This window comes from Acidobacteriota bacterium, from assembly GCA_019347945.1.
Lineage (GTDB): Bacteria > Acidobacteriota > Thermoanaerobaculia > Gp7-AA8 > JAHWKK01 > JAHWKK01.
In genome coordinates this window covers 1-26,294 of record JAHWKK010000035.1, presented here as the reverse complement: position 1 = coordinate 26,294, position 26,294 = coordinate 1, and the positions used below count along the sequence as shown (strand labels likewise).

The 26,294-nt window shown below is 61.9% G+C and carries 30 protein-coding genes; 14 read left to right on the top strand and 16 right to left on the bottom strand.

What is annotated here, in order from left to right; all coding sequences use genetic code 11:
- Positions 1 to 133: 133 nt before the first annotated feature.
- Positions 134 to 286 carry a hypothetical protein gene (locus KY459_15760; protein ID MBW3566165.1) on the top strand — a complete coding sequence of 51 codons (153 nt, stop codon included), beginning with the start codon at positions 134 to 136 and terminating at the stop codon, positions 284 to 286.
- Here the strand turns inward: KY459_15760 and KY459_15755 are convergent.
- The 8 genes from KY459_15755 to KY459_15720 form a co-directional block, all read right to left on the bottom strand.
- Positions 273 to 1,160: an Hsp33 family molecular chaperone HslO gene (locus KY459_15755; GenBank protein ID MBW3566164.1), complete on the bottom strand. Its 888-nt coding sequence runs from the start codon at positions 1,158 to 1,160 to the stop codon at positions 273 to 275. The two genes, KY459_15760 and KY459_15755, sit on opposite strands and share 14 nt — an antisense overlap.
- A 156-nt stretch (positions 1,161 to 1,316) precedes the next feature.
- A complete protein-coding gene (locus tag KY459_15750; GenBank protein MBW3566163.1) occupies positions 1,317 to 1,601 on the bottom strand; it encodes a hypothetical protein in 285 nt (94 codons plus the stop codon).
- Positions 1,598 to 2,524, bottom strand: coding sequence for an AAA family ATPase (locus KY459_15745; protein ID MBW3566162.1), 927 nt, complete (start codon positions 2,522 to 2,524; stop codon positions 1,598 to 1,600). The genes KY459_15750 and KY459_15745 overlap by 4 nt, the downstream gene beginning before the upstream one ends.
- Before the next feature lie 222 nt (positions 2,525 to 2,746).
- Positions 2,747 to 2,923 (bottom strand): hypothetical protein, encoded by a 177-nt coding sequence (locus KY459_15740; GenBank protein MBW3566161.1) that lies wholly within the window; start codon positions 2,921 to 2,923, stop codon positions 2,747 to 2,749.
- On the bottom strand, positions 2,920 to 3,201 hold the full coding sequence (locus KY459_15735; protein ID MBW3566160.1) for a hypothetical protein: 282 nt from the start codon (positions 3,199 to 3,201) through the stop codon (positions 2,920 to 2,922). Before KY459_15735 ends, KY459_15740 begins: the two co-directional genes overlap by 4 nt.
- A 7-nt stretch (positions 3,202 to 3,208) precedes the next feature.
- Positions 3,209 to 4,348 (bottom strand): beta-N-acetylhexosaminidase, encoded by a 1,140-nt coding sequence (gene nagZ, locus KY459_15730; GenBank protein ID MBW3566159.1) that lies wholly within the window; start codon positions 4,346 to 4,348, stop codon positions 3,209 to 3,211.
- Between the two features lie 3 nt (positions 4,349 to 4,351).
- Positions 4,352 to 6,964 (bottom strand): DNA mismatch repair protein MutS, encoded by a 2,613-nt coding sequence (gene mutS, locus KY459_15725; protein ID MBW3566158.1) that lies wholly within the window; start codon positions 6,962 to 6,964, stop codon positions 4,352 to 4,354.
- The gene (locus KY459_15720; GenBank protein ID MBW3566157.1) at positions 6,961 to 7,320 is read right to left on the bottom strand and encodes a hypothetical protein; all 360 of its coding nucleotides are present in this window, start codon (positions 7,318 to 7,320) and stop codon (positions 6,961 to 6,963) included. Before KY459_15720 ends, mutS begins: the two co-directional genes overlap by 4 nt.
- 17 nt (positions 7,321 to 7,337) lie before the next feature.
- Here KY459_15720 and KY459_15715 point away from each other — a divergent pair, with 17 nt between their 5' ends.
- The 7 genes from KY459_15715 (at position 7,338) to KY459_15685 (ending at position 11,465) form a co-directional block, all read left to right on the top strand.
- Positions 7,338 to 7,592 (top strand): acyl carrier protein, encoded by a 255-nt coding sequence (locus KY459_15715; GenBank protein ID MBW3566156.1) that lies wholly within the window; start codon positions 7,338 to 7,340, stop codon positions 7,590 to 7,592.
- Positions 7,589 to 8,794: a beta-ketoacyl-[acyl-carrier-protein] synthase family protein gene (locus tag KY459_15710; protein MBW3566155.1), complete on the top strand. Its 1,206-nt coding sequence runs from the start codon at positions 7,589 to 7,591 to the stop codon at positions 8,792 to 8,794. Before KY459_15715 ends, KY459_15710 begins: the two co-directional genes overlap by 4 nt.
- A 229-nt stretch (positions 8,795 to 9,023) precedes the next feature.
- Entirely contained in the window at positions 9,024 to 9,248 is a 225-nt protein-coding gene (locus tag KY459_15705; protein MBW3566154.1) for a hypothetical protein, read from the top strand.
- Positions 9,226 to 9,627, top strand: a complete 402-nt coding sequence (locus KY459_15700) for an STAS domain-containing protein (protein MBW3566153.1) — start codon at positions 9,226 to 9,228, stop codon at positions 9,625 to 9,627. Before KY459_15705 ends, KY459_15700 begins: the two co-directional genes overlap by 23 nt.
- A 24-nt stretch (positions 9,628 to 9,651) precedes the next feature.
- Positions 9,652 to 10,704 (top strand): asparaginase, encoded by a 1,053-nt coding sequence (locus tag KY459_15695; GenBank protein MBW3566152.1) that lies wholly within the window; start codon positions 9,652 to 9,654, stop codon positions 10,702 to 10,704.
- A gap of 10 nt (positions 10,705 to 10,714) precedes the next feature.
- Positions 10,715 to 11,125 carry a rhodanese-like domain-containing protein gene (locus KY459_15690; protein MBW3566151.1) on the top strand — a complete coding sequence of 137 codons (411 nt, stop codon included), beginning with the start codon at positions 10,715 to 10,717 and terminating at the stop codon, positions 11,123 to 11,125.
- Between the two features lie 166 nt (positions 11,126 to 11,291).
- Positions 11,292 to 11,465, top strand: coding sequence for a hypothetical protein (locus KY459_15685; protein MBW3566150.1), 174 nt, complete (start codon positions 11,292 to 11,294; stop codon positions 11,463 to 11,465).
- Here KY459_15685 and KY459_15680 read toward each other — a convergent pair.
- Positions 11,452 to 12,504 carry a DsbA family protein gene (locus tag KY459_15680; GenBank protein MBW3566149.1) on the bottom strand — a complete coding sequence of 351 codons (1,053 nt, stop codon included), beginning with the start codon at positions 12,502 to 12,504 and terminating at the stop codon, positions 11,452 to 11,454. The two genes, KY459_15685 and KY459_15680, sit on opposite strands and share 14 nt — an antisense overlap.
- A gap of 574 nt (positions 12,505 to 13,078) precedes the next feature.
- The gene (galE, locus tag KY459_15675; protein MBW3566148.1) at positions 13,079 to 14,047 is read right to left on the bottom strand and encodes a UDP-glucose 4-epimerase GalE; all 969 of its coding nucleotides are present in this window, start codon (positions 14,045 to 14,047) and stop codon (positions 13,079 to 13,081) included.
- 77 nt (positions 14,048 to 14,124) lie between these two features.
- Here galE and KY459_15670 point away from each other — a divergent pair, with 77 nt between their 5' ends.
- The 3 genes from KY459_15670 (at position 14,125) to KY459_15660 (ending at position 18,762) form a co-directional block, all read left to right on the top strand.
- Positions 14,125 to 15,132, top strand: coding sequence for an NAD-dependent epimerase (locus KY459_15670; GenBank protein ID MBW3566147.1), 1,008 nt, complete (start codon positions 14,125 to 14,127; stop codon positions 15,130 to 15,132).
- Positions 15,133 to 16,243: 1,111 nt separating this feature from the next.
- Entirely contained in the window at positions 16,244 to 16,993 is a 750-nt protein-coding gene (cysQ, locus tag KY459_15665) for a 3'(2'),5'-bisphosphate nucleotidase CysQ (protein MBW3566146.1), read from the top strand.
- Entirely contained in the window at positions 16,990 to 18,762 is a 1,773-nt protein-coding gene (locus tag KY459_15660) for an SLC13 family permease (protein ID MBW3566145.1), read from the top strand. The genes cysQ and KY459_15660 overlap by 4 nt, the downstream gene beginning before the upstream one ends.
- 361 nt (positions 18,763 to 19,123) lie before the next feature.
- Here the strand turns inward: KY459_15660 and cysC are convergent, their stop codons facing one another.
- The 4 genes from cysC to KY459_15640 form a co-directional block, all read right to left on the bottom strand.
- Entirely contained in the window at positions 19,124 to 19,762 is a 639-nt protein-coding gene (gene cysC / locus KY459_15655; protein MBW3566144.1) for an adenylyl-sulfate kinase, read from the bottom strand.
- A complete protein-coding gene (cysN, locus tag KY459_15650; protein MBW3566143.1) occupies positions 19,759 to 21,693 on the bottom strand; it encodes a sulfate adenylyltransferase subunit CysN in 1,935 nt (644 codons plus the stop codon). The genes cysC and cysN overlap by 4 nt, the downstream gene beginning before the upstream one ends.
- Before the next feature lie 842 nt (positions 21,694 to 22,535).
- Complete coding sequence (locus KY459_15645; protein MBW3566142.1) at positions 22,536 to 22,940, bottom strand: PIN domain-containing protein; 405 nt, start codon at positions 22,938 to 22,940, stop codon at positions 22,536 to 22,538.
- Between the two features lie 3 nt (positions 22,941 to 22,943).
- Entirely contained in the window at positions 22,944 to 23,204 is a 261-nt protein-coding gene (locus KY459_15640) for a ribbon-helix-helix protein, CopG family (GenBank protein MBW3566141.1), read from the bottom strand.
- Positions 23,205 to 23,310: 106 nt separating this feature from the next.
- Here KY459_15640 and KY459_15635 point away from each other — a divergent pair, with 106 nt between their 5' ends.
- Together KY459_15635 and KY459_15630 are read left to right on the top strand one after the other, a co-directional pair.
- Complete coding sequence (locus tag KY459_15635; protein ID MBW3566140.1) at positions 23,311 to 23,460, top strand: hypothetical protein; 150 nt, start codon at positions 23,311 to 23,313, stop codon at positions 23,458 to 23,460.
- 95 nt (positions 23,461 to 23,555) lie between these two features.
- Positions 23,556 to 23,891, top strand: a complete 336-nt coding sequence (locus tag KY459_15630; GenBank protein MBW3566139.1) for a hypothetical protein — start codon at positions 23,556 to 23,558, stop codon at positions 23,889 to 23,891.
- A 633-nt stretch (positions 23,892 to 24,524) separates the two neighbouring features.
- On the opposite strand, the gene cysD is transcribed toward KY459_15630, so the two are convergent.
- Positions 24,525 to 25,433: a sulfate adenylyltransferase subunit CysD gene (gene cysD / locus KY459_15625; GenBank protein ID MBW3566138.1), complete on the bottom strand. Its 909-nt coding sequence runs from the start codon at positions 25,431 to 25,433 to the stop codon at positions 24,525 to 24,527.
- Between the two features lie 302 nt (positions 25,434 to 25,735).
- Here cysD and KY459_15620 point away from each other — a divergent pair, with 302 nt between their 5' ends.
- On the top strand, positions 25,736 to 25,906 hold the full coding sequence (locus KY459_15620; protein ID MBW3566137.1) for a hypothetical protein: 171 nt from the start codon (positions 25,736 to 25,738) through the stop codon (positions 25,904 to 25,906).
- On the opposite strand, the gene KY459_15615 is transcribed toward KY459_15620, so the two are convergent.
- A partial coding sequence (locus KY459_15615) for a hypothetical protein (GenBank protein ID MBW3566136.1) occupies positions 25,848 to 26,294 on the bottom strand: 447 nt, incomplete at its 5' end. The two genes, KY459_15620 and KY459_15615, sit on opposite strands and share 59 nt — an antisense overlap.

The window sequence follows — 26,294 nt, the reverse complement described above, 5'->3', positions numbered from 1 at the left end:
GGATGACGAGGAGGTGACTTTCGCGAGAGCAAACATTCGTTCATGATCGTCGCTTCGCGCAAACACAACACTCGTCATTCTGAGCCCGGCGGAGCACGGGCGAAGAATCTGGTCGTGGGCTCGTGAAATGACGATGCAAGTGCATGCAGTTGGGCAACTGGCAACCGGCCACCGGCTTTTTTCACTCTTCACTCTTCACTCTTCACTCTTCACTCTTCACTCTTCACTCTTCACTCTTCACTCTTCACTCTTCACTCTTCACTCTTCACTCTTCACTCTTCACTGACGTGAATCTCCCGCAGATCCTCCGGACTGAACTGGTAGCGTTCGCCACAGAACTGGCAGGTTGCGACCGAGCCCCCTTCCTCCTCGATCATCTCCCTGATCTCTTCGTTCTCGAGAAGACGGTAGGGAGCGAGCGCTCGCTCGCGGGTGCAGCCGCAGCGAAATTCGATCGGGACATCGAACTGCGACCCGAGCGGTTTGTAGCCGGAGCCCCGCAGGACTTCCCTCACCACGTCGTCGAGGGGCATCCTGGCCAGAAGCGCGCTGAAATTCGGAGCATCGCTCAGAAGCGTCTCCATCACTTCGACGTCGACTTCGTCCACGTACGGGAAGCGCTGAACGATCATCCCCCCAGCGGCATCGATGCCGCCGGATGACACGTGAACGCCGAGCATCACTCCGGACGCGATCTGTTCCGATGTCTCGAGAAAGTGCGCGAGATCGCGTGCAATCTCGCCGCTCACCAGTCTCACCTGGCTCGTGTAGGGTTTGCCGGTCGGAACAGCGGTGCGGATGACCGTGAGGAACCCGTCGGTGCCGATGGAGCGTCCGACGTCGACATCGGGATCGTCCACTCGTGGATTCTGAACGAATCCGCGGACGTAGCCGGCCGTGTTCGCCTCGGCAATGATGAGGCCGAGCGGCCCGCCGCCATCGACGCGGAGCGTGATCTGCTGGCCCCCTTCGCTCCCCTTGTCGAGAAGACGAGCGAGCAGAGCGGCGCCCGAGATCAATCTCCCGAGTGCCACCGCCGCCACAGGCGAGAGGTCCGCTCGCAGCCGCATCGCCTCGACCGCATCGGTGGTTCGGATCGCCACCACTCGAAAGTCTCCGACCCCGGTCATCCCCTGGATCAATCGATCGCGGTCGCTCACGAATCCACTCTATTTGCAATGTTGAAACCATTGAGAGGAGCCCCTGTTTGATCGGAAGTGGGGCCTTTTTGGGCTTCGGCGCTCTTCCGGTCGACCCTCCCGGCGCAGCCGACCGGGCTGAACCGGTGCCGTCCGGGCATCGTACGGCCCCTCGAGTCAGACTCTTCGGTGCGACCTGCGGTAAATGAGATCGAGCATCTCCGATCCTCTGTAAAGGCGCGCGTCGCCGAACTCGCTCACCGGCCGGTTCGCCATCGTGAAGAGGGCCCGCTGCACGATGTAGTCGAAGTTGGCTCGATAATCATCGTCGCGACGGTGAGTGAACATCATCTTCAGCGTATCGAGTTGCCGGGACAGATGGTCGGTCGGATCGGCTGTAGGCGGGCTCAGCTGCGGCCGCGCTGCCGGAGCGCGGCGCGGTTCCAGTCCGATCGCGGTCACCCGCAGATCCTCGAGCTCCTGCTCGATCGATACGACTCCTGAATCGTATTGCTTCGAGTGATCCATCCGAGATTCGTGATCGCGCAGCGTGAAGTCACGTTCTCGGTCAGATTCTCGATGAACGGTTTCACCGCGGTCTCGAACGACTCCTCCACCCCGTTGAAAAGGTTCAGCACGTAGTGGACCTTGAAAAAGTGAACGGCATTGACCACCGTCCTCGTCACCGGGTGATCTCCGAGAGAGGTCTCGAGGTCGTGGATGAACGCGTCGAGATTTCCGAGAGAGTCATCGTAAACGTCCTCGGCATGATCGATCAGCTCGTTCATCAGCCTCTGGAAACCGGCTGCATCCTGATCCACTGATTCGTAAAAGGGCGACTCGCGCGAAAAGATGAGCCGCAATTTTCGAAAGATGATCGCTTTCACGATGTCCGATGCCGCAAGCGTCGCCGCCTGCATGTGCGGGGTGAAGATCAGAATGCCGGAGTTCGAGTAGGGGAGAAAATCGATGACGTTCGAGTCGAGTCCTGCCTTGAGATCGAGAATGACGTAGTCGGCATCGAGCCCGTTGATCGCCTCGATGATCTCGTTCTTCTTTTCCGGTCCGAAGTTCGTGATCTCTTCGATCATGTGTTTCGGAGCGGCGACGAACCCGAACTTGTCGAACTCTCCCGTCGGATCGAGCTTCGAGCCGAGAGGCGTGATGCAGCGCTCGAGCGGTTCCCCTTTCTTGAAAAAGTGATAGAGATCGCGAGGGACTTCGGCGTCGATCGCGCTCCGCACCGAGGACGTGCCGGTATCGAGGTCGACGAGGACGGTTCGCTCGCCACGTTTCGCGAGAGCAAGCGCGAAATTCACGGCGAACGTCGTCTTGCCGACGCCGCCCTTGCCCGACGATATCGGAATGATTCTCTTGATCGCCATGCTCGCCGCCGCCAACGGTAGCACGAGAATCCGGGTGATCTAAGCGCCAGGGCGAACCATGTAAGCGTTAATTGAGCTCCAGGGTCGAAGCCCGATCCCGAGTGATCGCGCGAAGCGATCTGAAAGCCGGTGTCACGGTAGATTTCCCAGGACTCACGGCTCTCGTCTCCCTGACTCCTGAATCCTGAATCCTGATCCCTGATCCCTGCTTCTAAGCGCCTCTCAGCGGCCGGTCTGGTCGGAAGACGGCGGCGCAGGCTCCTCCACCGCCGTCGGGGTCGACACCTCCGGCCTCATCCGCGTCAGTCTTGCGTAGAGGTTCCACATGAGGATCGCGAAGATCAGAAGAATCACGACGGCAATGGCGCGCCATAACCAGATCGTCCGGGAGCCGATCAAACGGTGCCCTCATGCGAGGACTCTCCGGTGACGTCCTCACGCGCGTTCTCGCACGCGGCCAGCACCTGATCCCAGATCGGCAGCGACATATGGTCCGGCACGGGGCCACCCTGATGGATGATCTCCGAGATTTTCGACGCGTAGTACGAGGGAGGCGGCAGGCGGTCGCCCCGGGCATGAATCTCCCTAAAGCCCTCCTTCAGCGCTTCTTCGAGCTCGATCCGGAAGGTCCCGGCGTCGAGGTCCCGCTCGAGATTGTCGTAGTCGATCTCGATCATGACCGTCTCAGGTCCACTCCTCGCGTCCGGTCTTGCCTGTGCCGGGAGTACGCGGATTCGCACGCCGCTCACCGGTTCGACTGCGACCGCAGGTTTCCTCGAATTCATTACAGAACTCCTCGACTGCTGCCCTGATCCGCTCGAAGCTCATCCCCGGTGCGGGCTGGTTCTTACGCTGCAGCTCGAGCACGTGGTCGCGGTAGGCGTCCGCACGGGCAGCCGCCTCGTGGAAACGCGCCTCGAATCCCTGGTCATTGTCCAGGCGCGACCTGATGTCCCGGATCAGATCGGGCATCCGTTCCACCTGGCTGCAGAAGAAGACCACGTCGTTTCCGGCGAGCAGTGCGCGCTCTTTGATCGCTTCGAAGCGCCCCAGATCCGACACCGCATGCATCTCCATGTCGTCCGAAATGGCGACCCCGTCGAATCCGAGCTCGTCTCGGAGTATGTCGTTCGAGAATTTGCGGCTCAGTGTTGCGGGAACTCCGGGATCGATCTGCGGGTAGATGCCGTGGCCGATCATGACCGCCCTGGCCTCGTTGGCGAGGGCGCGATACGGGGCGAGATCGATCTTACGCAACTCCTCCCCGGAGACGTCCATCACGGATGCTCCGTAGTGGGGATCGCCGACCCCCGCCCCCATCCCCGGAAAATGCTTCAGGCACGCGGCTACTCCTTTCGAGTGAAGACCGCGAAGGAAGCGGGCCGCGAGGTTCGTGACGACCTCGGGGTCCTTTCCGTAGATTCGACGCTCGAGTCCCTGCACCGGCTCGTCGCGCTCGACGTCGACCACCGGCGCGAGATTCACGTCGATCGAGAAGTGACGGAGCTCGTCGCCGATCAGTTCGCCGATCCGGCCGACCACTTCCTCGGCAGCGTCCGACTCGGCCACTGCCGCTGCTCCGGGAATGCCCGGGATGATGTCGCGCAGCCGATCGACTCTTCCGCCCTCCTGATCGACGAAGATCAGCGGGGAAGGGTCCCCGGTCCTTTTGATCTCGCCGCACAGCTCTTCCAGCTCGGTCGCCGTCCCGACATTGCGTGCAAAGAGAACGACCCCGTATGGCGTCCACTCCTCCATGAGTCTTCGCTCGAGCTCCGTCAATTGAGTGCCCGCGATGCCTACTCCCAGTACCCGTTCCGCCATAAGTCAGTCGTTACCGTCCTTCACTTTTTTGGTCCGCCGCTTCCACTCGTGCAGCAGGTTCAATGCCTCCATCGGGCTGAGAGTGTCCGGATCGAGCTCGCGAAGCTCCGACAGAGGTGAGTCGTCCCGGCGGAAGAGCTCCATCTGCCGCGCCGGAGAAAAAATCTTCCCTTCCGACGCGTCGCTGACCACCGCCCGCTCCCGATCTTCGAGCATGTGGAGGATTTCGCGAGCCCTCCCCGTCACCCCGGCCGGCACGCCGGCGAGACTCGCCACCTGGATGCCGTAGCTCTTGTCGGCAGCTCCCGGAATCACCTTTCTCAGAAAGATGATCTGCTCCTTCCACTCTCTGACCGAGACGTTGAAGTTGACGACCCGGTCCCGGGTCGCTTCGAGGTCGGTCAGCTCGTGATAGTGCGTTGCGAAAAGCGTGATTCCCTTCCCCGTATCGTGGAGGTGCTCGACGATCGCCCAGGCGAGCGACAGTCCGTCGAAAGTCGCCGTCCCCCTCCCGACCTCATCGAGAACAATCAGCGAGCGGCTCGTCGCATTGTTCAGAATGTTCGCCGTCTCGTGCATCTCGACCATGAAGGTCGACTCCCCGCGCGAGAGGTTGTCCGAAGCTCCTACTCGCGTGAAGATCCGGTCGAAGATCCCGAGCGTCGCATCGGCAGCCGGAACGAAACTTCCGATCTGGTTCAGCAGGACGATCAATGCCACCTGCCGCAGGTAGGTCGATTTCCCTCCCATGTTCGGACCGGTGATGATCTGGATCCCGTTGTCCTCGAGACGCGCTTTCGTATCGTTCGGTATGAAACGCTCCGACGTCAGCGCTTCCACGACGGGATGGCGGCCCTCGCTGATCGAGATCACCACCTCCTCGGAGAGTTGCGGACGGACCCACCTCCGCGCGATCGCGACCATCGCGAGAGACGCGATCGCATCGATCTCGGCGACGACCGCCGAGGTCGCCAGGATTCCTCCGGCTCGCGTCGAGATCCACGTCAGCAGATGATCGTAGATCCTCTGCTCGATGACCGCGCTCTTCTCCTCGGCTCCGAGGATCCTCTCCTCGAGATCCTTGAGCTCGGCGGTGATGTATCGCTCCGCGTTGGCGAGCGTCTGCTTGCGGACGTACGAGTCGGGAACCTTCGGCAGATTGGCCTTCGAGACCTCGATGTAGTAACCGAATACGTTGTTGAATCGCACCTTCAGCGAGCTGATCCCGGTCGATTCCCGCTCCGACTTCTCGATCTCGAGCAGTGCGGTCTTCGAGCTCCGGGCGAGGCGGTGAAGCTCATCGAGCTCCGGATCGACTCCGTCACTGATCACGCCTCCCTCCTTCAGGCTCTGGGGAGCGGTCTCGCTGATCGTTTTCTCGATCCTGGTCGCCACCTCCTCGAGCTCGTCGAGCTCGTGGTGGAGTCGCAGCAGCATCGGTCCCTCGAGACGCGCCGTCTCTTCGCGAAGCTCCCCGATCGTGCGGAGCGAACCCGCAAGCGTCAGACATTCCCGCGGAGACGCGCTCTTCATCGTGATCCGTGCGGTCAATCGTTCCAGATCCGCGATCCCCGCCAGTATGCGGCTGATCCTGTTGAGCAGCGACTGGTTCCGAACGAGCTCGTCGACCGCATCGTGGCGCTCGAAGATTGCATCGTGCTCGGCCCGAGGCTTCACGATCCAGCGCCGGAGCAGCCGTCCCCCGGCAGCGGTCCGCGTTTCGTTGAGGACCTTCCACAGCGTCGCACCGCCCAATCCGCCGTCCTGCGATTCGAATATCTCGAGATTGGCGATCGTCGAGGCGTCCAGATGCATATCGTTCCAGGGCGTTTCGAGCCTGAGGTGGCGGACGTGATCGAGATCTTTCCGGTGTCTCGATTGCGCGTAACCGAGGGCAACGCCCGCGGCCACGACCGCCGGATCCCCTGCTTCGAGGCCGAATCCCTTGAGACTCTGCGTCGAGAAGTGCTTCGCCAGAAGCTCCGGGGCCCGAACCGAGTCGAAATTGTCCCGATCGATGCGCGAAATCGGTATCCGGCGCTTCTCGATTACCCGAACGACTTCGCCGTTCATACTCTCAGAAAGGACGGCTTCCCGTGGGAGAAACCGCGCGACGTCGTCCGCGAAGCCTTCCGGTATGGCTCCCTCGTATCGAGTGACGAAGAACTCGCCGGTCGAAACGTCGAGCCAGGCGGCACCGGTGGCATGACTCTCCCCGTGAACGCTCAGGAGGAGGCAGCTCTCACGGTCGAGAATCATCCCGTCGATCGCCGTGCCGGGTGTGACGATCCGCGTAATCTCGCGCTTCGCCAGACCTTTGGACGATTCACCGTCGTCGACCTGATCGCAGATCGCTACCTTGTGCCCCGCCCGGATCAGCCTCGCGACATACTGCGGAGCGGCGTGGTAGGGAACCCCACACATCGGGGTCTCCGCTTCGGTCCCCTTCCCTCGCGCCGTCAGCACCAGGTCGAGAACCGGTGCCGCCACCTCGGCGTCCTCATAGAACATCTCGTAGAAGTCACCGAGTCTGAAGAAGAGAATCGCATCCTCGGCCTGACGCTTCAGATCGAAATACTGCTCGAGCATCGGCGTGAGCCTCGCCGGCCGGCTCATCGGGCCCTCCCCTGGAAGGACGGCCGTCTCGTCCCCAGAACTTCCCTGCCGTCCAGAGACATCTCGAGGACCAGAGCCTCATCCAGATCGTGCGTGCCCGGCCGGTTCACCAGAATCACCCAACGCGACTCACCATCACCGGATCTCGTTTTGGTGAACGCGGAATTGATCACGACATGATCTCGCATATTCGGGTCGCGCTGGCGGACGAGCTCCTCCGCCAGCCGCTCGACTTCCTGATGGCGCAGCCGCTCGACGGTGTAGACGTCCTCGCGAAAGCCCCAACCGAGAGCGGCACAGATAATTGCCCACCCGACGTAAACCATCCAGTAGTTTCGTCCTTCGCTCAATCTCATCGATCTATAATCTCTCCATGGAACGCGAAGAGATCGCTGCTCGTGTGCGAGCAATCATCCACGAGCAGAAAACGCTCGACGACGACGCCCTCGACAAGGCGGATACTCTGGCCGATGTCGGGATCGACTCACTCGACGCGATCAATATTCTCTACGAAATCGAGGATGATTTCGGCATGACCGTCCGCGACGAGGATTCGAAGGACATCAAGAGCTTCGATGATCTCGTCAATGTCGTGCAGGCCGGGTTGAACCGCGGCAGCGCCGGGTGAAGAGACCCCGAGTCCTCGTCACGGGGGTCGGAGTCGTCTCGGCGCTCGGCCCGGACACGGAATCGGCCGCCCTCGCGGTCCGCGAGGGTCGATCGGGGATCCGTCTTTTTCCTCGGGAGGATCTGGCGATCCCGGCTGGAACGGTCGACGACGACTGGATCACGGCCGGCAAACCGCGAAATCACGACCGGACGACCCGGCTCGCCCTAACGGCCACCTCCGAGGCGGCGGCACAGGCGGGGCTCACGCTCGGCGAGCCGCGTCCTCGCGCCGGATGCATCATCGGGACGGGTCTCGGTGGGGTCGAGACAAGCGAAGCGGCCTACGCCAGGTACTACGGCGAGCGAAGCAGCAGGATCCATCCCCTTTCGATTCCGCTCTCGATGTACAACGCTGCGACCAGCGCCGTCTCCGCGGCGCTCGGTCTGACGGGCCCCTCGTTCTCGACCGTCTCCGCCTGCACCTCCGGGTCCCACGCGATCATTCAGGGCGCCTCCTGGATCCGGAGCGGGCTCGCCGACCTCGTGGTCTGCGGCGGCTCCGACGCTCCCCTCTTCCCGGCCGTGATCACCGCCTGGAAGGCGCTCCGGGTGCTCGCGCCGCCGCGCGACGATCCGAGCCGGGCGTGCCGCCCGTTCTCGGCGGATCGCGAGGGCCTCGTCCTCGCCGAGGGTGCCGCCACCGTCGTCCTGGAAAGCGAGGAGCATGCTCGGGAGCGCGACGCGACGCCGATGGGGGAGATTCTCGGGGTCGCCATGACTTCCGACGCCGGACACCTGACCGATCCGACGGTCACCGGGCCGACTCGCGCGATGCGGATCGCCCTCGACGACGCCGGCCTCGAGCCGGACGCGATCGGTTACATCAACGCTCACGGCACGGCGACACGGGCGAACGACTCGAACGAGGCGGCGGCCATCGCGGAGGTGTTCGGGGCTCCCCGCGACCAGCCGCTGGTCAGCTCGACCAAGGCGCTCCACGGCCATGCGATGGGTGCGGCGGGCGCAATCGAGCTCGTCCTGTCGCTGCGCCTCGTCTCGGAAGGCCACGCCCCGGCGGCGGTTCACCTCACCGTCCCCGATCCGGAGTGCGAGCTGAATTTCGCCCGACCCGGTGTCGGACCGCGGACCCGCGCATTCATGTCGAATTCATTCGGATTCGGCGGGATGAATGGCGTGCTGGTCCTGAAGAGTGAAGAGTGAAGAGCGAAGAGTGAAAGAGAGACGCCGCGAAGGTAGCGCCTGGAACGGACCGCCGCGTTCCACGCGGCCGTTGACGCGTCGCTCCCGCGGCGCGTCTCATTCCACCCTCCCCGCAGCGTGCGGAGCGCGCCGCGAACGACCAGGCAGAGCCTGGCGGTCCCATCGCCGAAATCATGGATCTTGCTTTACATCGGACTACCGGGGGAACGCCGTGAAGAGTGAGGGGTTATTGAGAGTTACCTTCGCCGCGTCTCTTCTTTCACTCTTCACCCTTCACTCTTCACTCTTCTTTTCACTCTTCCCTCTTCACTCTTCACTCTTCTTTTCACTCTTCCCTCTTCACTCTTCACTCTTCTTTCCCTCCATGGCAGGGCTTTTGCTCGAAACGCCCCTACGATATGACCACGCAGTCAGGCAGGGAGGAGAACCCTTTGATCGTCGAAAAGAAACATAGGGATGACTTCACGATTCTCTACGTTGAGGGACTCATCAAGCTGGGAGAGTCGGCAGAATTCTTCTCATCGGCGCTCGAAAGCGTTCTCAAGGACGACGACAGCAACGTCATGGTGGATTTCACCAAGATCGACTACATCGACTCCACCGGTATCGGCGAGCTCGTCGGATACCTCGGCAAATTCGGCACCCAGAACAGAAGCCTGGTCCTGATCAACCCCTCGGAGAGGGTGCTCAAACTCCTCAAGCTCGCGAAACTCGACAGCGTGTTCCGCATCTACACCAACGAGGAGGAAGCGATCGCCTCCGAAACGGAACGGAAAGCCGAAGAGAAGACCGGCCGAAAAGCCGAAGAGAAGGAAGCCGAATCAGTCGAATAACGGCTGCGTCGAGCCGCCAGGCCAGTGATCCCCGTCGTCAACGTTTACCGCGGCGGCGTCGTCGAGTCGATCCACTACGGCTCCGTCGCCATCGTCGACTCCGCCGGACGCCTTCTGGGCTCGGTCGGAGACCCCGCCTTCTCCACCTACATCAGATCCGCGGCCAAACCGTTTCAGATCCTGCCGCTCCTCCGGGCGGGAGGCATCCGGCAGTTCGATCTGACGCCGCAGGAGATCGCCATCATGTGCGCCTCGCACGGCGGCGAACCCCATCACGTCGCCGCAGTCGGCGGTCTTCTTCGCCGGCGCGAGCTGGACGAATCCGATCTCGTCTGCCCTGCGCATCCCCCCTATGACGAGAAGGCCCGGATCGAGCTCGAGCTGAGCGGTGAGCAGCCGACGGCGCTTCACAACAACTGCTCGGGCAACCACACGGCACTCCTTCTCGGAAGTGAGATCCGCGATCACCCGAGTGGCGTCTACCACGAGATGGCCTCGCCGATTCAGCTCGACGTGCTCGAGAATCTCGCCGAGTTCGCCGGGCTCGAGCCCGCCGAGATCGATCGGGGAATCGATGGCTGCGGCGTTCCGGCATTCCGGATGTCACTTTTCCGTGCCGCCCTCGCGTACGCCCGGCTCGCCGAGAGATCGCACGATGACGACGGCTGGCTACACGAGGAATGCCGGGCCATTTTTGAAGCGATGACCGGATATCCGGAGTACGTCGCCGGAGCCTGGAGCATGACGACACCGCTGGTGCGCCAGCTCGGCGGCCACGTTCTCGCCAAGGAAGGCGCCGAAGGCTTCTACGCCATGGCGCTCGACGCATCGTCGAGCCGCGCGGTCCACGAGACATGCGAATCCGACGGCGACGAAATGGTCGGAATCGCTCTGAAGATCGCCGACGGCTCGAGCGAGCGCTCGCGTAATCCGGTGGTGCTCAGAACGCTCCAGCTACTCGGTGTTCCCATCGATTTCAACGACGAGCTCGAGCGCCATATTGATCCGATTCTGAGGAATCTCGCGGGCCAACCGGTGGGCGAAGCCAGAGCTGAATTCGAGCTTTCCTTCCTGTAGCATGTCCGCCATGCAGACCCGGCTTCTGCCGATCGTCGTTCTCAGCGCTCTCGCCTGCACGACCGTTGGGGTCTCGCGCGAGGATCAGCCGTGGGCGGAGGTCGAACCGACAATCGCGAACGAGATCATCCTGGACCACAAGGAGATCGTCGTCATCGATTTCAGGCCGGTGGAGGACTTTTACGGGGAGCTGGGCCATATCGCCGGCGCCATCTCCGTTCCGATCTCCGAGATCGATCAGCGGCTCCCGGAGATCATTCCCTATCGCTCCCAGACGATCATCGTCTACTCCGATGTCCCGGAGGACGCCATCCGCGGAGCCCGAATTCTCACCGCCGCCGGTTTCCGCAACATCGTCGTGATCAACGGCGGGATCCGGCGATGGCTCGACCTCAGCTACAAGACCGTGAGGTCGCATTGATGGGTGATAGGGATCAGGGATTAGGGATTAGGGATTAGGATTGGAAGAGTGAAGAGTGAAGAGTGAAGAGTGAAAAAAGAGAAGCCGCGAAGGTCACCTCTACATACTCTCACCCTTCCTTCACGAGCCTGCCGCCAGATCCTTCGCCGTCCTTCGGCGGCTCAGGATGACGAGCTCTTTAACTCCTTCACTCGCCGCTCACCGCTCGTCGCTTGTCTTCTTTCACTCTTCACTCTTCACTCTTCACTCTTCACTCTTCTCTCTTCTCTCTTCACTCTTCACTCTTCACTCTTCACTCTTCACTCTTCACTCTTCACTCTTCTCCCTCACTCCCCCATGAGCGTCTTCATGTACGCCTCGAGCTCCGCTCCGCCCGGACCGTAGAAGATCGAGCGGCCGTTCACGAGAAACGTCGGCGTCGCAAAAATCCCGTTCGAAAACGCCCGTCCCACCTGGTCATTCAGATCGCTTCTCAGAGCCTTCGATTCATACTGCTTTTCGAATCTCGTCCAGTCGATCCCGACACCGGTCACATAATCGCGAATCACCTCATCGATCGTTGCAGCCGTGATCGTCGGCTGATTCGCGAAGATGAAATCGACGAACCCCCAGTAGTGTTCGGGCGCCAGCTTCTGGATCGAGACGGCTGCCTGCGAAGCCTTCATCGTCCACTCATGAGAATCGCTGATCGGAAGATCGAGCCGTGTGTAGTGGATTCTGTCGCCGTACTTCTCGAGCAGGGGAGCCATGATCTCGTGTCCTCGCCGACACGACGGGCATTGAAGGTCGGACAGCTCGACGATGCGGATCTGAGCATTCGACGGGCCTTTCGAGGCCCCTCGCCCGGCCTCGAGATCATCGAGCAGGGTCATTCCCGCGTCCCTGTCGATGTCGCCCCGCCGGCCGAGGACGAACAGTCGCTGCGATGCGTCGAGCCAGCCGCGGATCGGGACCACCCCGGTCGGGGACTTCTTCCGGATGATCACTTCCCGGATGCCGTCCTTCAGAGGCGCAGCGGTCACCTCGACGTCGACGTCCATTTTCATCCGCTCGGTGAAGAGAGCTTCGATCTTCGCCGCGGGACTGACCGGCTCGCTGCTGAGCGGGACGATCTGGCCGGCGAGAATCTGTCCGGACTCGGTGACGAGAGCAAAAATGGTTTCCCGGCAGTTCGCCGACTCCGAGATCTGGCGAAGCCGGTAGGCCTCGAGACCGGGCGGCAGCGGCTGATCGACCGAGGCAAAATCCCAGGTGGGTGAAGGACACTGCGTCATCGCCCTCCGCATCCACTTTTCGACTTTGGGATTGTCGGCCGGCCCGGCGAGCACCGTCGCGGGGATCGCCGTAAGGAGAAGAGTCAGAACTGATCGTCGAATCATCAAGAGGAAATCCTTTCGCATTTGAGCGGGACAGGCCGTCAAACAATCCGACGTTTCGATTCGTTCCTGGTTCCGCCGGGGCAGGCCGCACCGCCACGAGCTTGCGTGATGTCGAGCATCACCGGGAGGGCGAAGCTCCTGCTGAGCCGCTCCGTCGCGTTCCACCGAAATGTCACCTGAAGACCATTTTGTCTCGGCTCGCTCTCGATCTTTCCACTGAACGAACTTTCTGCCATTCCGTTACGGTGCGGCTCGGCAGGAGCCTCGCCCTCCCGGTGGGGTGATGTTTGATCGTGCGAGGTCACGGCTTCAGCCGCAGGAGCCCCCACCCAGATTCTTCGCCCGCGCTCCGCCGGGCTCAGAATGACGAATGCCTTGTATGCGCGAAGCGACGATCATGGACGAATGTTTGCTCTCGCCAACCCCCAAACACTCGTCATCCTGAGCCGCCGAAGGACGGCGAAGGATCTGGGCGGGGGCTCGTGAAACGACGGTGCAAGTGCATGCAGTTGGGCAACCGGCAACTGGCAACCGGCAACTGGCAACCGGCAACTGCCTCTTCACTCTTCACTCTTCACTCTTCACTCTTCTTCATCCACTCCCACGCCGAGGCCACGATCTTCTCGAGCTCGTCGTGCTGCGGCTCCCAGCCGGTCTCGCGCTTCATCTTTTCGCTGCTGGCTACCAGCGCGGCGGGATCGCCCGGTCTCCTGGGCGCCTCGACGAAGGGGACGGTCATCCCGGTGACCTTTTCCGCCGCGGCGATGACTTCGCGCACCGTGTAGCCCTCGCCGCCGCAACCGAGGTTGTAGGTGGCGCTGCGCCGGTCGAGCAGCGGGATCAGTTTCAGATGCGCCGTCGCGAGATCCTCGACGTGAACGTAATCGCGAATGCAGGTACCGTCGCGCGTATCCCAGTCAGTGCCGAAGATCGACAGCGGCTCCCCCGAGCCCGTCGCCGCAGCCAGAACGAGCGGGATCAGATGCGTTTCCTCTTCCCTTCGCTCGCCGTTCCTCTCGGTCGCGCCGCTGGCATTGAAGTACCGGAGAACCCCATATCGCAGATCATGAGCGTTCTCGTACCAGCGAAGCATCCGCTCGACAGCCAGCTTCGATTCGCCGTAGGGATTCGTCGGATCGACCTTCGCTTCTTCGGTGATCGGCAACTCTTCCGGTTCGCCGTAAACGGCCGCGGTCGATGAGAAGATGATCTTCCCCACCTTCGCTTCGACCATCGCATCGAGGAGGTTGATCGTCCCCGTGACGTTCTGGCGGAAGTACTTCCCCGGATCGGCAACCGACTCCGGAACGACCGCCACGGCGGCCAGATGCATGACCGCGTCCGGCGCGATTCCCCGCACGTTGGTGATCATCGCATCCCGGTCGAGGAGATCGATCACATGGAGAGGAACGCCTTCGGGCACTGCTTCTCTATGCCCCGTCGAGAGATTGTCGAGAATTTCCACATCGTGACCGCCGTCGACGAGCTTCTCGACGACGACTGACCCGATGTAGCCGGCTCCCCCGGTTACGAGAACTTTCATTTCTTCATCCTTTAGACTTGCCCTGCCGGCGGAAAACTCCCTGAGCCGGCAGGGACTCATAGAGAGGGTAATCAATTTTGAAACTTCTGGTCACAGGGGCGGCAGGTTTCATCGGAATGTACGTCGCGGAGCGTCTGATCACCCGCGGGGATGAGGTGATCGGCCTCGACAATCTCAACGACTACTACGATGTCCGGCTCAAGAAAGCCCGGCTCGCCCGGCTCGAGCCTCACGAGAACTTCGAGTTCGTCCAGCTCGACGTCGCGGATCGGGACGGAATCCCCGATCTCTTCGCTCGCGAGCGGCCCGAGCGCGTCATCCATCTCGCCGCTCAGGCCGGGGTCCGTTATTCGCTGCGGAATCCGCACGCGTACATCGACAGCAACATCGTCGGTTTCATGAACATCCTCGAAGGATGCCGGCACAACGGAGTCGAGCATCTCGTCTATGCCTCCTCGAGCTCGATCTACGGCGCGAACACCCGGATGCCGTTCTCGACGAGCGACGTCGTCGACCACCCGGTGAGCCTCTACGCCGCCAGCAAGAAGGCCAACGAGCTGATGGCCCATACCTACAGCCACCTCTACCGCCTCCCGACGACCGGGCTGAGATTCTTCACGGTCTACGGTCCCTGGGGCCGCCCCGACATGGCGCTCTTTCTCTTCACGAAGGCGATCCTCTCGGGCGAGCCGATCAATCTCTTCAACGAGGGGAAGATGCGGCGCGACTTCACCTACATCGACGACATCGTCGAAGGAGTCATCCGGGTCACCGACCGGATTCCGGAGCCCGATCCCTCCTGGGACGGCGACGACCCCGACCCGGCGACGAGCTCCGCGCCGTATCGTCTCTACAACATCGGCAACCACACGCCGGTCGAGCTGATGGATTTCGTCCGTCACATCGAGGAGGCCGTCGGGAGAAAGGCCGAGACCAACCCGATGCCGATGCAGCCCGGCGACGTCCCGGCGACCTTCGCCGATGTCGAGAACCTCGCCCGCGACGTCGGCTTCGCCCCGGCCACTCCGATCGACGAAGGCATCCGCCGCTTCGTCTCCTGGTACCGCGAGTACTACGACGTGTGAAGGTCGGTTGCCAGTGGCCTGCCAGTGGCCAATGACCAGTTGCCGGTTGCCGGCGTGAGAGACGGTTGCCAGCGGCCGGTGACCAGTGGCCAGTTGCCGGTTGCCGGCGTGAGAGACGGTTGCCAGCGGCCCGTGACCAGTTGTCAGTGACCAGTGGCCAGTGGCCAGTGTGAGGCCGGTCGGTAGCCGGTTGATCCGTATCACCCCTGAAGTTCAGCCCGCGCCGCGGGCGTCAGAGCTCTGCGAACCATTCAAACCTTGAACTCGCGAGCCGTCGATCTTCGAACAGCCCGCGCCAGCGGGCGACAGATCTTAGCCCCCGGCTTCAGCCGGGGGACAGACGTCTGCTTAAAGACAGTGTGAAGCCCGCTTCAGCGGGCGACAGAATCGCGAATTTCAAGCACGGGCCACGCCCTAAGAAGTCTCAGCTGAAACTCCGAACTGGATCCTCGAGTCCGTATCCGTAACATCGCCAATCGCACCTGTCGCCCGCTGAAGCGGGCTCGACACTAAATGTGGGAAAGCTTCTGTCCCCCGGCTGAAGCCGGGGGCTAAGACCTATCGCCGCCTTCGGCGGCTTTCTCGGCTACGTGAATTCGATCGGGCCATCAAGGATCACCAGGCCACGTGCTGTCGCCCGCTGGCGCCGGCTGACCCGAAACACCAGTCTTCTTCAAGCGGTTTTCCCCGCCCGGATTCTTCGCCCGCGCTCCGCCGGGCTCCTGATGAAACGACCACGAAATTGCGTGGACTTCGCAGCGCTTCGCTTGATCTGATGTCCCACCCTGCAAGGTCCCTCGCTTGCCCGCCCGACCGCCCGCTCGGGATGACGTCGGTTTGAGTACGCGAGTGCGGTTGTTCCTGCACTCACGAGTGTCATTGCCGCTTCACCGGGCAACACGCCGGTCAATTACTCCGGGATGACGAGTATCACAACCGGCAACCGGCAACCGTTTCTCTCACTGGCCACTGGCCACTGGTCACTGGCCACTGCCTTTCAACTGGCAACTGGCAACCGTCTCTCACACTGGCCACTGGTCACTGGTCACTGCCTTTCAACCGGCTACCGGCAACCGGCAACCCGTCTTCCTGTACTATCCGTTTCCGCACCATGAAGGACGAGCTCATCCGAATCGTTCGTGAGGCCGGAAACGCGATCATGGCCGCGAAATCCCTTCACTTCGACGCCAAGGCCGACGGATCTCCCGTCACCGCCGCGGATCGAGCCGCACACGAAGTCATCATGCGCGAGCTCTCGCAGATCTCGGAGATCCCGATCATCTCCGAGGAGGGAAGCTCCCTTCCAGAGCAGATACCCGATGAATTCTGGCTCGTCGACCCGCTCGACGGAACGAAGGAGCTGCTGAAGGACTCGGGCGAGTTCACCGTGAACGTCGCGCTGATCCGATCCGGCACCCCGGTCCTCGGAGTCGTCCATCTGCCGGCGAAGAACGTCACCTACCTCGGCGACGATGATGGCGCATCCCTCTTCGGTGGCGACCGCGAGGCGACGATTCGAGTCACGGAGGGCTCGTTCTCGCCGGTTCGAATCTGCGTGAGCCGTGATCACGTCACCGACAGGGACGAGGAGATCATCGCGAAATTCGGCGATTGCACGCGAATCCCTGCGGGAAGCGCGCTCAAGCTCTGTCTCGTCGCCGAGGGATCGGCGGACCTCTACATCCGCGCGGGAAACACCATGGAGTGGGACATCGCGGCCGCGCATGCGGTTCTCGTCGGAGCCGGAGGATCGATTCGAACGCTCGAGGGGGCCGGTCTCACGTATGGAAAGCCGGGGTTTCTCAATCCCGGATTTGTGGCGTCGGCGAACAGTTTGCTGATCGACAGGGCACTCGCATGACGCTCGGTCCCGACGCATGGATCACGCTCGGGGCAACCGCGCTCATCTTCATCGCGCTGATCCGGGAGCTCGCGAGTCCCGACCTGGTATTCGTGGCCGCGCTGCTTCTGCTGATGATCACCGGCGTGCTCACACCCTCCGAGGCTCTCGTCGGATTCTCCAATCCGGCGGTGCTCGCGATCGCGGCGCTGTTCGTGGTGGCGGCGGCGGTGATCCGCTCGGGTGCGCTCTCGTTTCTCTATCCGGTGATGGCGCCCCGCCCGAATGCCACTCCGGCACGTTCGGTGGCGGGACTGATCATTCCGGCCGCCGCGATCTCCGCGTTCACGAACAACACCCCGCTCGTGGCGATCCTCACGCCGCTGGTGAGGCAGTGGGGTCTGAAGGCCGGTATTTCTCCGTCGAGGCTCCTGATGCCGATGGCGTTCGCCACGACGATCGGCGGAACGATGACCCTGATCGGGACCTCGACGAACCTTCTGGTGTCGGCGCTGCTGGCCGCCGACGGACACGGGCTGCTCGGGTTGTGGGAGATGAGCGCCGTCGGCGTCCCGATCGCGATCGTCGGCGTGCTCTATCTCATCTTCGTCGCACCGAGGATCCTGCCCGATCGGATCGAGGTGGCGACCGACGAAGACCGGAGCGCACGCGCGTTCCAGTTCGAGCTCGCGATTCCGGAGGGCTCGCCGCTCGATGGACGGTCGATCGAGGAGGCCGCCCTTCGCAATCTACAGGGGGCGTTCGTCGCCCACATCTATCGGGACGGCGAGCTGATCGGTCCGGTCCGTCCGGACCAGCGTCTCCAGACCGGAGATCGCGTCGCGTTCGTCGGCGATCCCTCGATCATGGCCGATCTGCTCGGCCGGGGCGACCTCGTCCGCCCCATCGAAACCCCCTCGACCACCCCCTCGGAGGAGCTCCCGCTCTTCCACGCGGTCGTCGCCGCCCACTCCACGCTCGTCGGCAGAACTCTCCGCGACGTCGACTTTCGCAACAACTACGAGGCCGTCGTCCTCGGGATCCATCGGAGCGGCCAGCGGGTGACGAAACCGCTCGGGCGGACCCGCCTGGAGCCGGGAGATCTCCTTCTCGTGGAGGGTCACGGCGCCTTCGAGACCGCGACGGCGAACAGCGGCGACTTCTACCTCGTCTCACCCGTTCGGAGGAAGGAGATGGTCGAGAAGAAAAAAGCACCCGTGGTTCTGGCGATCGTCGCGCTGATGGTTACCGCGGTCTCGTTCGGCTGGGTCGATCTGGTGACTGCGTCGCTCGCGGCGGCGCTCGGCGTCATCGGATTCCGGGTGATCACGCCCGTCGACGCCCGAAAAAACGTCAATCTTCCGGTCGTGATCATGGTCGCCGCCGGGATCGGACTCGGCCAGGCCTTCGCGAAGACCGGGCTGGCCAATCTCGTCGCGAACCAGGTCATCGACCTCACCCGTCCGATCGGCGCGATCGGCGTACTCGCGGCGATCTACATTCTGACGAATCTGCTGACTGAGCTTCTCACCAATCAGGCGAGCGCGGTCATCGTCTTTCCGATCGCAATCGCGACCGCGGTCGAGATCGGCGCCAACCCGCACGCCTTCGCCATCGCCGTTGCCATCGCCGCCTCGGCTGGGTTCGCGACCCCCATCGGCTACCAGACGCACCTGATGGTGATGAACGCCGGCGGATACCGGTTCACCGATTACACGCGGACGGGCCTGCCTCTGAACTTCATCGTCGCCGCCGTCGCGATCCCGATGATCGCCTGGATCTGGCTTTAGGAAGAGTGAAGAGTGAAGAGTGAAGAGTGAAGGGTGAAGAGTGAAAAGAGGGTGAAGCAACATCCAGCCAAGCCACACCGTTACGAGCTTGCGGGATGTCCCGCATCAACGGTAGGTTCCGCCGCCCAGATTCTTCGTCCGCGCTCCGCCGGGCTCAGAATGACGAATGTTTGTGTTTGCGTGAAGCGACGATCGTGGACGAATGTTTGCTCTCGCGAAACCCACTCCCTCGTCATCCTGAGCCGCCGAAGGACGGCGAAGGATCTGGACGGGGGCTCGTGAAAGAAAGTGACGAGTGAACGGTAACGGTGAATCAGTTCCCGCTCGCATTTCTTTTCACTCTCCACTCGTCACTCGTCTTTCACTCGTCGCTCGTCACTCGCCGCTCGTCGCTCTTCAGAATCCCGCTCGACTCGATGAATCCGAGCAACCTCTCCACTGAGACATCGAGTGACTCCCCCTCTTCGGCCAGAACGAGCGCCGGAAACTCTGGCTCCTCGTAGGGCGCCGAGATCCCCGTGAAGTTCTCGATCTCCCCCGCCCGGGCCTTCGCGTAGAGTCCCTTCGGATCTCTCTTCTCGCACACTTCCAGAGGCGTCGCGATCCACACCTCGAAGAACCGCCGGCTGCCGATGATCGTTCGCGCCCGCTCACGCTCCTTCCGCTCCGGTGAGATCAGCGCGATCAGCACGATCGTTCCCGTCTCGGCGATCAGTCTTCCCACCTCGGCGACCCGTCTCGCGTTCTCCGCCCGGTCCTCCGGGCTGAACCCGAGGTCGCCGCTCAAGCCATGCCGGATGTTGTCTCCGTCGAGAACGAAGGAGAGATGACCTCTGCTGATCAGCTGTTTCTCGGCTTCGTAGGCGATCGCCGACTTTCCCGACCCGGAGAGCCCCGTCAGCCAGAACACGCAGCCCCGCTGCCCGAGGAGTCGCTCGCGATCCGACGGATCGACTTCCCCGTCCTGCCACTGGATGTTCTTCGATTCGGGGGAGCTCATCGACCGAGAAAACCTCGCTCTCGCAGCACTTCGACGACGGCTTCGACGCTTCGATCGACGTCCCATTGATCCGTCGGCAGCGTCAGATCCGCCCGAGCCGGAGCCTCGTAGGGAAAGTTGATACCGGTCACGTTGGTGATCTCTCCGGTCCGCGCACGCGCGTAGAGGCCCGCCGTGTCACGCGCTTCACAGACCTCGAGCGGGGCGTCGCAGAAGACCTCGATCAGCCGGTCCCCGCCGATGATCTCGCGCGCGACCGCCCGCTGATCCTCCGACTGCGACACGAGCGCGACGATCACCTGCATCCCCTGTCTCAGCAGCTCCCTCGCGAGCTCGGCCGTTCGCCGGACGTTCTCCATCCGGTCGGCGTGGCTGAATCCGAGATCTGCGCTGATCGTCCGCCGGATCCGCTCGCCGTCGAGGACCGCGACGTGACGCCCGAGACCGAACAGCTCGGCTTCCAGCGCCCAGGCGATCGAGGATTTTCCGGAGCGGGGCAGTCCGGTCAGCCAGACGACGACCGGCTCCTGCGCCAGCCTCTGCGCCTTCGCACCTTCCGGGATCAGCGATCGATCCTCCTCGCGCAGGTTGCTGCCGGCATCGACTGATCGCCGGTGCTCGAGCGAATCCTCTACCGACTCCCTGTCGACGATCATCCCCGCGGCGACCGTCGCGTTCGAGATGCGATCGATCAGGATGAACGACCCCGTCTGGCGGTTTCTCACGTAGGCGTCGTAAGCCACCGGCCGGGGGACTTCCAGTCTGATCCGCCCGATCTCGTTGAGCTCGAGGCTTCCGGTCTCCTGCCGGTGAAGGTCATCCACGTTGATCCGGTACCGGATGTCGGACACCACCGCGGGCGACTCCATCGTCGTGTGCTTCACGATGAACGCGCTGTCGGGTTTCAGCGGCTCGTCGGTCATCCAGACGAGCATCGCCTCCAGATGTTGCGACAGGTGCGGGTTGTTGTTCTCGGGGACGATCATGTCGCCGCGGCTGACGTCCACCTCTTCGGTGAGCGTGATCGTCACCGACATCGGTGCAGGCGCCTCATCGACCTCGGAGTCATCCGAGAGCACCGAGCGAATCTTGGCGCGCCGTCCGGATGGGAGGACGACCACGTCCTGCCCTTTCCGGACCACCCCCGAAACGACCGAGCCGCAATAGCCCCGGAAATCGGCATTCGGCCGGAGGACGTACTGGACCGGAAATCTCATGTCGATCAGGTTCCGGTCGCTCGCGATGTGCACGGTCTCCAGAAAGGGCAGCAATGGGGGACCCTGATACCAGGGCATCGCCTCGCTGCGATGAACCACGTTGTCGCCCTTGAGCGCGGAGAGCGGAATGAACTCCATGTCGCTGATCTGGAGCTTCGCCGCAAAATCCGACACGGAGTGGCGAATGCGTTCGAAAGTCTGCTCGTCGTACCCCACCAGGTCCATCTTGTTGACGGCGACGACGAGATGCCGGATGCCGAGAAGCGAGGCGATGAACATGTGGCGCCGGGTCTGGCGGAGCACGCCCTTCCTCGCATCGATCAGGATGATGGCGAGATCGCAGTTCGAGGCGCCGGTCACCATGTTCCGGGTGTACTGCTCGTGCCCGGGCGTGTCGGCAATGATGAACTTCCGTTTTGCGGTGGAGAAGTAGCGGTAGGCAACGTCGATCGTGATCCCCTGTTCGCGCTCGGCGTCGAGACCGTCGAGCAGTAGGGAGTAATCGATCTCCTCGCCACCCGGTTTGGTCGCGCGTTTCGCCGCGGCGAGCTGGTCCTCGTAGACGAGGTTCGAGTCGTGGAGGAGGCGCCCGATCAGCGTCGACTTTCCGTCGTCGACGCTGCCGCAGGTGAGAAAGCGGAGAAGGTCCCGTTCCTCGTAGCGCTCTACGAGGTCGTGAATCGATCGGCCGTCGGCCCTGGCAACGCTGCTCATCGCCGGAGAGTTTACCGTCAGGAGGCAGGATTCAGGAGACAGGATTCAGGAGACAGGATTCAGGAGACAGGAGCCAGGAGACAGAATTCAGGAGACAGGATTTAGGAAACAGGATTCAGGAGACAGGAGCCAGGGACCGGTTGCCAGTTGCCGGTTGCCAGTTGCCGGTTGCCGGTTGCCAGTTGCCGGTTGCCAGTTGCCGGTTACCGCTGGCCGGTTACCGGGGGCCGGTTGCCGGTTGCCGGTTGTTGCCAGGATTCGGGAGCGAAGCACTCGTCATTCTGAGCAGTTGACCGGCGCCTTGCGACGGTGAATGGGAAATGACACCCGTGAGTGCAGAAACAACCGCACTCGCGTACTCAAACCAACGTCATCCTGAGCGGGCGGTCGGGCGGGCAGGCGAAGGACCCCGCAGGTTGGGACATCAGCTCAGCGAAGCGCTGCAGGAGGGTCGAAGTCCAACAATTTCGTGGTCGTTTCATTAGGAGCCCGGCGGAGCACGGGCGAAGAATCCGGGCGGGGGAACGCGCCGACGAGCCGCACCGTCACGATCTGGCGTGATCTTTCACGATCACCGGGAGGGCGAGGCGCCGGCCGAGCCGCACCGTTGCGTTCCACCGAAATGTCACCTGAAAACGATTTTGTCTCGGCTCCCCTCTCGATCTTTGCACTGAACGAACTTTCTGCCATTTCGAATGGGTGCGGCTCGGCAGGCGCCTCGCCCTCCCGGTGGAATGTTGCATCGCGCAAGCTTCCTCCCGCGTCCCGCGTCCCGTATTTCATCGTCTTCTTTCACTCTTCACTCTTCTTTTTCCTGGCTCCTGGCTCCGGGCTCCTGATCATCACGGCAGGATCCGAAACCTCCGCATATCCGCAGGCCGATAGATCTCGAAATCGCGACGATCGATCGTGAAGATCTTCCCGAGCCTCTCCCGCTCTGCGACGCGTACCAGGGCCGCATCGGCAAGATCCATCGGAAGATCGCTGTACTTGTCCATGAGCTCCCGCATTCTCGGGAAGTCGGCCTTGTCGAGCTCGGCGATTGCAATAGCATCGCTCCCGAGAAACTCCCACAACCTCTGTTGTGCATCGGTCGAAAACCCGAGGAGGTACATCGCTTCTGTCACGGCGGGCCAGACGGTGAGCATCGGCTCTGAGAGCCCGCGAAGAACCTTTACGCAGGCGTCATGATGGCTGTCGTCGCGGTGCAGGATCGCGATCATCGGTCCCGCATCGAGCAGGATCATGCGCTACCCTCTTCTTCGCCCGGAGACGAGCTCACGGAACCGATCGCCGGTCCTCTCGGAGAGCTCCGGAGGCCCTCCCGTCACGGAACCGATGACGGACTCGAGCTGCTCCGCGACATTCACTCCATCGCGGTCGAGCCCTTCCTCCCGTGCCATCAGCCCGATCCCCCGCCGAATCACTTCGGAGCGCGGAATCCGCTTGAGTCGGGAAATCCGATCCAGCATCTTCTTCGTCTCGTCATCCAACCGTACACTCACTGGCATTCCGGCCACCTCCGCTGTATTACAACATCGTACTACACGACCTCCATTTCGGCCCATTCAGAAGGAAACAGGATTCAGGAGCCAGGATTCAGGAGCCAGTTGCCGGTTGCCAGTTGCCAGTTCGCGCAAACTCGTCCCGCGTCCCGCGTCCCTCGCCCCGCATTTCATCTCGCCGCTCGTCACTCGTCGCTCGTCGCTCTTCTTTCACTCTTCACTCTTCACTCTTCACTCTTCCATCCTGAATCCTGGCTCCTGAATCCCGAATCCTGAGTCCTGTCAACCGGCAACTGGCAACGGGCAACTGGCAACCGGCATCCGGCAACCGGCAAGGCCCGAGGTACAATGCTGATCATGGCAGATGATATTGCGAAGCTGCTGGAGCGATTCAGGAACGACATCGTTTCGCACGTCGACTCCTCCGAGGGAAAGGTACGGGAAGAGTTGCGAGGCATGCGGGACGATCTCGGAGAGCTTCGGCGGGAGATGTTCACCCACTTCGACCAGATCTACACCCGCTTCGACAGACTGGAGAGTGAGTACCAGTCATTATCCGCTGCCGTCGCTCGGCTGGAAACCAGATCGCTCTCCCGAGCCGAGTTCGAGCGCGAGATCGAACAGCTTCGCGGCCGCATCAGTCATCTTCAGAACCGTCTCGATGAGCTCGAGAAGACGCACCGCGAAAACTGAACGAGATGCGAAATAGCTTCAAAGTTCACACTCTTAATTAACCTTGAGCTCTTCGCCCTTTGCACGAAAGGGGAAGTATGAGCGAGATTCCGGAACTCAGAGAGAAGGATTTTGATCGAGCGATACCGGTCGGGGGATGTTTGAGCCTGCGAGGCGGAAGGAAGAGGCGCCTGCCGAGCCGCACGGTTACAACTTGCGCGACCGAGGGCCGGCCGGATCCCGACATGCCGGTTGAAAACCGGCGCTACGTCGACGCGCCCCAAAATCAATCCTGAAACCCAAGTCCCTTCACAACGACCGGGAGGGGTGGCAGAAAGTGAGCTCAGTGCAAAAACCGAGAGCGGGCAGGAGACAAATGGTCTTCAGGTGACATTTCGGTGGAACGCAACGGTGCGGCTCGGCAGGAGCCTCGCCCTCCCGCTGAAAATGTTGCATCGCGCAAGCTCGTCCCGCGTCCCTCGCCCCGCATTTCATCGTCTTCCTTCACTCTTCACTCTTCAACTCCGGCAACCGACATCCGGCCACCGGCAACCGGCTCCTGTCTCCTGAATCCTGTCTCCTGAATCCTGTCTCCTTTCACTCTTCACTCTTCTTTTCCTGAATCCTGAATCCTGTCTCCTGATCCCTGCTTCATCAAAAATACCCTTCCCGCTTCTTCTCCTCCATTGACCCCGATTCGTCGTAGTCGATGATGCGTCCCTGGCGTTCCGAGACTCGCGACGAGATCATCTCCTCGATCACCTTCTCGAGCGAATCCGCCTCGGAGCGGATGGCGCCGGTCAGCGGGTAGCATCCGAGCGTCCGGAAGCGGACTTTTTCCATTCGCGGCTCTTCTCCCTCGGAGAGGGGGAGCCGCTCGTCGTCGACCATGATCAGCGCCCCGTCGCGGTCGACGACCGGGCGTTCCTTCGCGAAGTAGAGGGGAACGACGGGGATCTCTTCTTTCAGGATGTAGAGCCAGACGTCGAGCTCGGTCCAGTTCGAGAGGGGGAAGACGCGCATCGATTCCCCTTTCCGGACGCGGGTGTTGTAGAGGTTCCACAGCTCCGGCCGCTGATTTTTCGGGTCCCACTGATGGAACCGGTCGCGGAACGAGAAGACGCGTTCCTTCGCCCGGCTTTTTTCCTCGTCGCGGCGTGCGCCGCCGAAGGCCGCATCGAACCCGTAGTGCCCGAGCGCCTGTTTGAGCGCCTCCGTTTTCATGATGTGGGTGTAGCGCTGCGAGCCGTGATCGAACGGGTTGATGTTCTTCGCGAGGCCTTCCTGGTTCGTCCAGACGAGAAGGTCCAGCTCGAGCTCGCGGGCGAGCCGGTCGCGGAGCTCGATCATCTCGCGGAACTTCCAGGTCGTATCGATGTGCAGGACCGGAAACGGAATCCGTCCCGGCGCAAACGCCTTCTTCGCCAGGTGCAGCAACACCGCCGAATCCTTCCCGATCGAGTACATCAGAACGGGCTTCGAGCACAACGCCGCAACCTCGCGAAAGATGTGGATGCTCTCCGCCTCGACCTGCTCGAGGTGCGTCAGAATTCGCTTATTCATTCTTCAGTCGTCCATTGGGAAAGGACCGCGCCTCGGCATCCCGCTTTTCAATTTTCTCTGTCCTTTCGATTTCGCGAACGCTACCGAGCACGTATTGTCACGGCAGACTCCGAACCCTCCGCATTACCCCCGCCCAGATTCTTCGCCCGCGCTCCGCCGGGCTCAGAATGACGAGTGCTGAGTTTCGCGAAGCGACGATCATGAACGAATTTTTGCTCTCGCAAACCAAAACTCTCGTCATCCTGAGCCGCCGAAGGACGGCGAAGGATCTGGGCGGCGGCTCGTGAGTGAAGGGTGAGAACATGAAGAGAGGTTACCTTCGCGGCGCCTCTTTTTTCACTCTTCACTCTTCACTCTTCACTCTTCTTTCACTCTTCACTCTTCACTCTTCACTCTTCTTTCACTCTTCACTCTTCACTCTTCACTCTTCAACCGCTCCTCGATCTCTTCGGCCTGGATCCGGTAGCGGATGAAGGCCCAGACCAGAATCGAGGCAACCGCGATCATCCAGAGCAGAAGGCCAATCAAAGCGAGACGCCGTGCGGAGATCCCGCGAGATTCGTGAAAGTCCACCGGTCCGCGAACCGTATAGAGGTTCGCACTCGTATTGAGGTTGTCCGAGATCAGGTGATAGATCTCACTCGTCTGCCTGATGGCCGTCTGAACGTCCTCGTACGTCCTCGCGAACTCTTCGTCAATTTCCTCCGCTTCTCCAGCAGCGGGGATTGCACGGACCTCGTCGAGGAGCTCTTCGTAGTAGGCGATCTCGGTCTCGTAGGGGATGACCTGCAGTGCCGCGGTGGTCACCTCGTCGACGATGTCCTGCCGGTACTGGCGGTCGGCGGACTGGCTCGCGAGATC

Excerpts from the sequence above, each read along its gene's own strand:
- KY459_15745 (MBW3566162.1), bottom strand. The coding sequence starts at position 2,524 with ATGGCGATCAAGAGAATCATTCCGATATCGTCGGGCAAGGGCGGCGTC.
- KY459_15630 (MBW3566139.1), top strand. The coding sequence starts at position 23,556 with ATGGCAGATGATATTGCGAAGCTGCTGGAGCGATTCAGGAACGACATC.
- cysD (MBW3566138.1), bottom strand. The coding sequence starts at position 25,433 with ATGAATAAGCGAATTCTGACGCACCTCGAGCAGGTCGAGGCGGAGAGC.
- KY459_15760 (MBW3566165.1), top strand. The coding sequence starts at position 134 with ATGCAAGTGCATGCAGTTGGGCAACTGGCAACCGGCCACCGGCTTTTT.
- KY459_15680 (MBW3566149.1), bottom strand. The coding sequence starts at position 12,504 with ATGATTCGACGATCAGTTCTGACTCTTCTCCTTACGGCGATCCCCGCG.
- KY459_15735 (MBW3566160.1), bottom strand. The coding sequence starts at position 3,201 with ATGATCGAGATCGACTACGACAATCTCGAGCGGGACCTCGACGCCGGG.
- KY459_15720 (MBW3566157.1), bottom strand. The coding sequence starts at position 7,320 with ATGAGATTGAGCGAAGGACGAAACTACTGGATGGTTTACGTCGGGTGG.
- KY459_15685 (MBW3566150.1), top strand. The coding sequence starts at position 11,292 with ATGACGAGCTCTTTAACTCCTTCACTCGCCGCTCACCGCTCGTCGCTT.
- galE (MBW3566148.1), bottom strand. The coding sequence starts at position 14,047 with ATGAAAGTTCTCGTAACCGGGGGAGCCGGCTACATCGGGTCAGTCGTC.
- KY459_15660 (MBW3566145.1), top strand. The coding sequence starts at position 16,990 with ATGACGCTCGGTCCCGACGCATGGATCACGCTCGGGGCAACCGCGCTC.
- cysQ (MBW3566146.1), top strand. The coding sequence starts at position 16,244 with ATGAAGGACGAGCTCATCCGAATCGTTCGTGAGGCCGGAAACGCGATC.
- cysC (MBW3566144.1), bottom strand. The coding sequence starts at position 19,762 with ATGAGCTCCCCCGAATCGAAGAACATCCAGTGGCAGGACGGGGAAGTC.
- KY459_15715 (MBW3566156.1), top strand. The coding sequence starts at position 7,338 with ATGGAACGCGAAGAGATCGCTGCTCGTGTGCGAGCAATCATCCACGAG.
- KY459_15645 (MBW3566142.1), bottom strand. The coding sequence starts at position 22,940 with ATGATCCTGCTCGATGCGGGACCGATGATCGCGATCCTGCACCGCGAC.
- cysN (MBW3566143.1), bottom strand. The coding sequence starts at position 21,693 with ATGAGCAGCGTTGCCAGGGCCGACGGCCGATCGATTCACGACCTCGTA.
- nagZ (MBW3566159.1), bottom strand. The coding sequence starts at position 4,348 with ATGGCGGAACGGGTACTGGGAGTAGGCATCGCGGGCACTCAATTGACG.
- KY459_15640 (MBW3566141.1), bottom strand. The coding sequence starts at position 23,204 with ATGCCAGTGAGTGTACGGTTGGATGACGAGACGAAGAAGATGCTGGAT.
- mutS (MBW3566158.1), bottom strand. The coding sequence starts at position 6,964 with ATGAGCCGGCCGGCGAGGCTCACGCCGATGCTCGAGCAGTATTTCGAT.
- KY459_15620 (MBW3566137.1), top strand. The coding sequence starts at position 25,736 with ATGAAGAGAGGTTACCTTCGCGGCGCCTCTTTTTTCACTCTTCACTCT.
- KY459_15690 (MBW3566151.1), top strand. The coding sequence starts at position 10,715 with ATGCAGACCCGGCTTCTGCCGATCGTCGTTCTCAGCGCTCTCGCCTGC.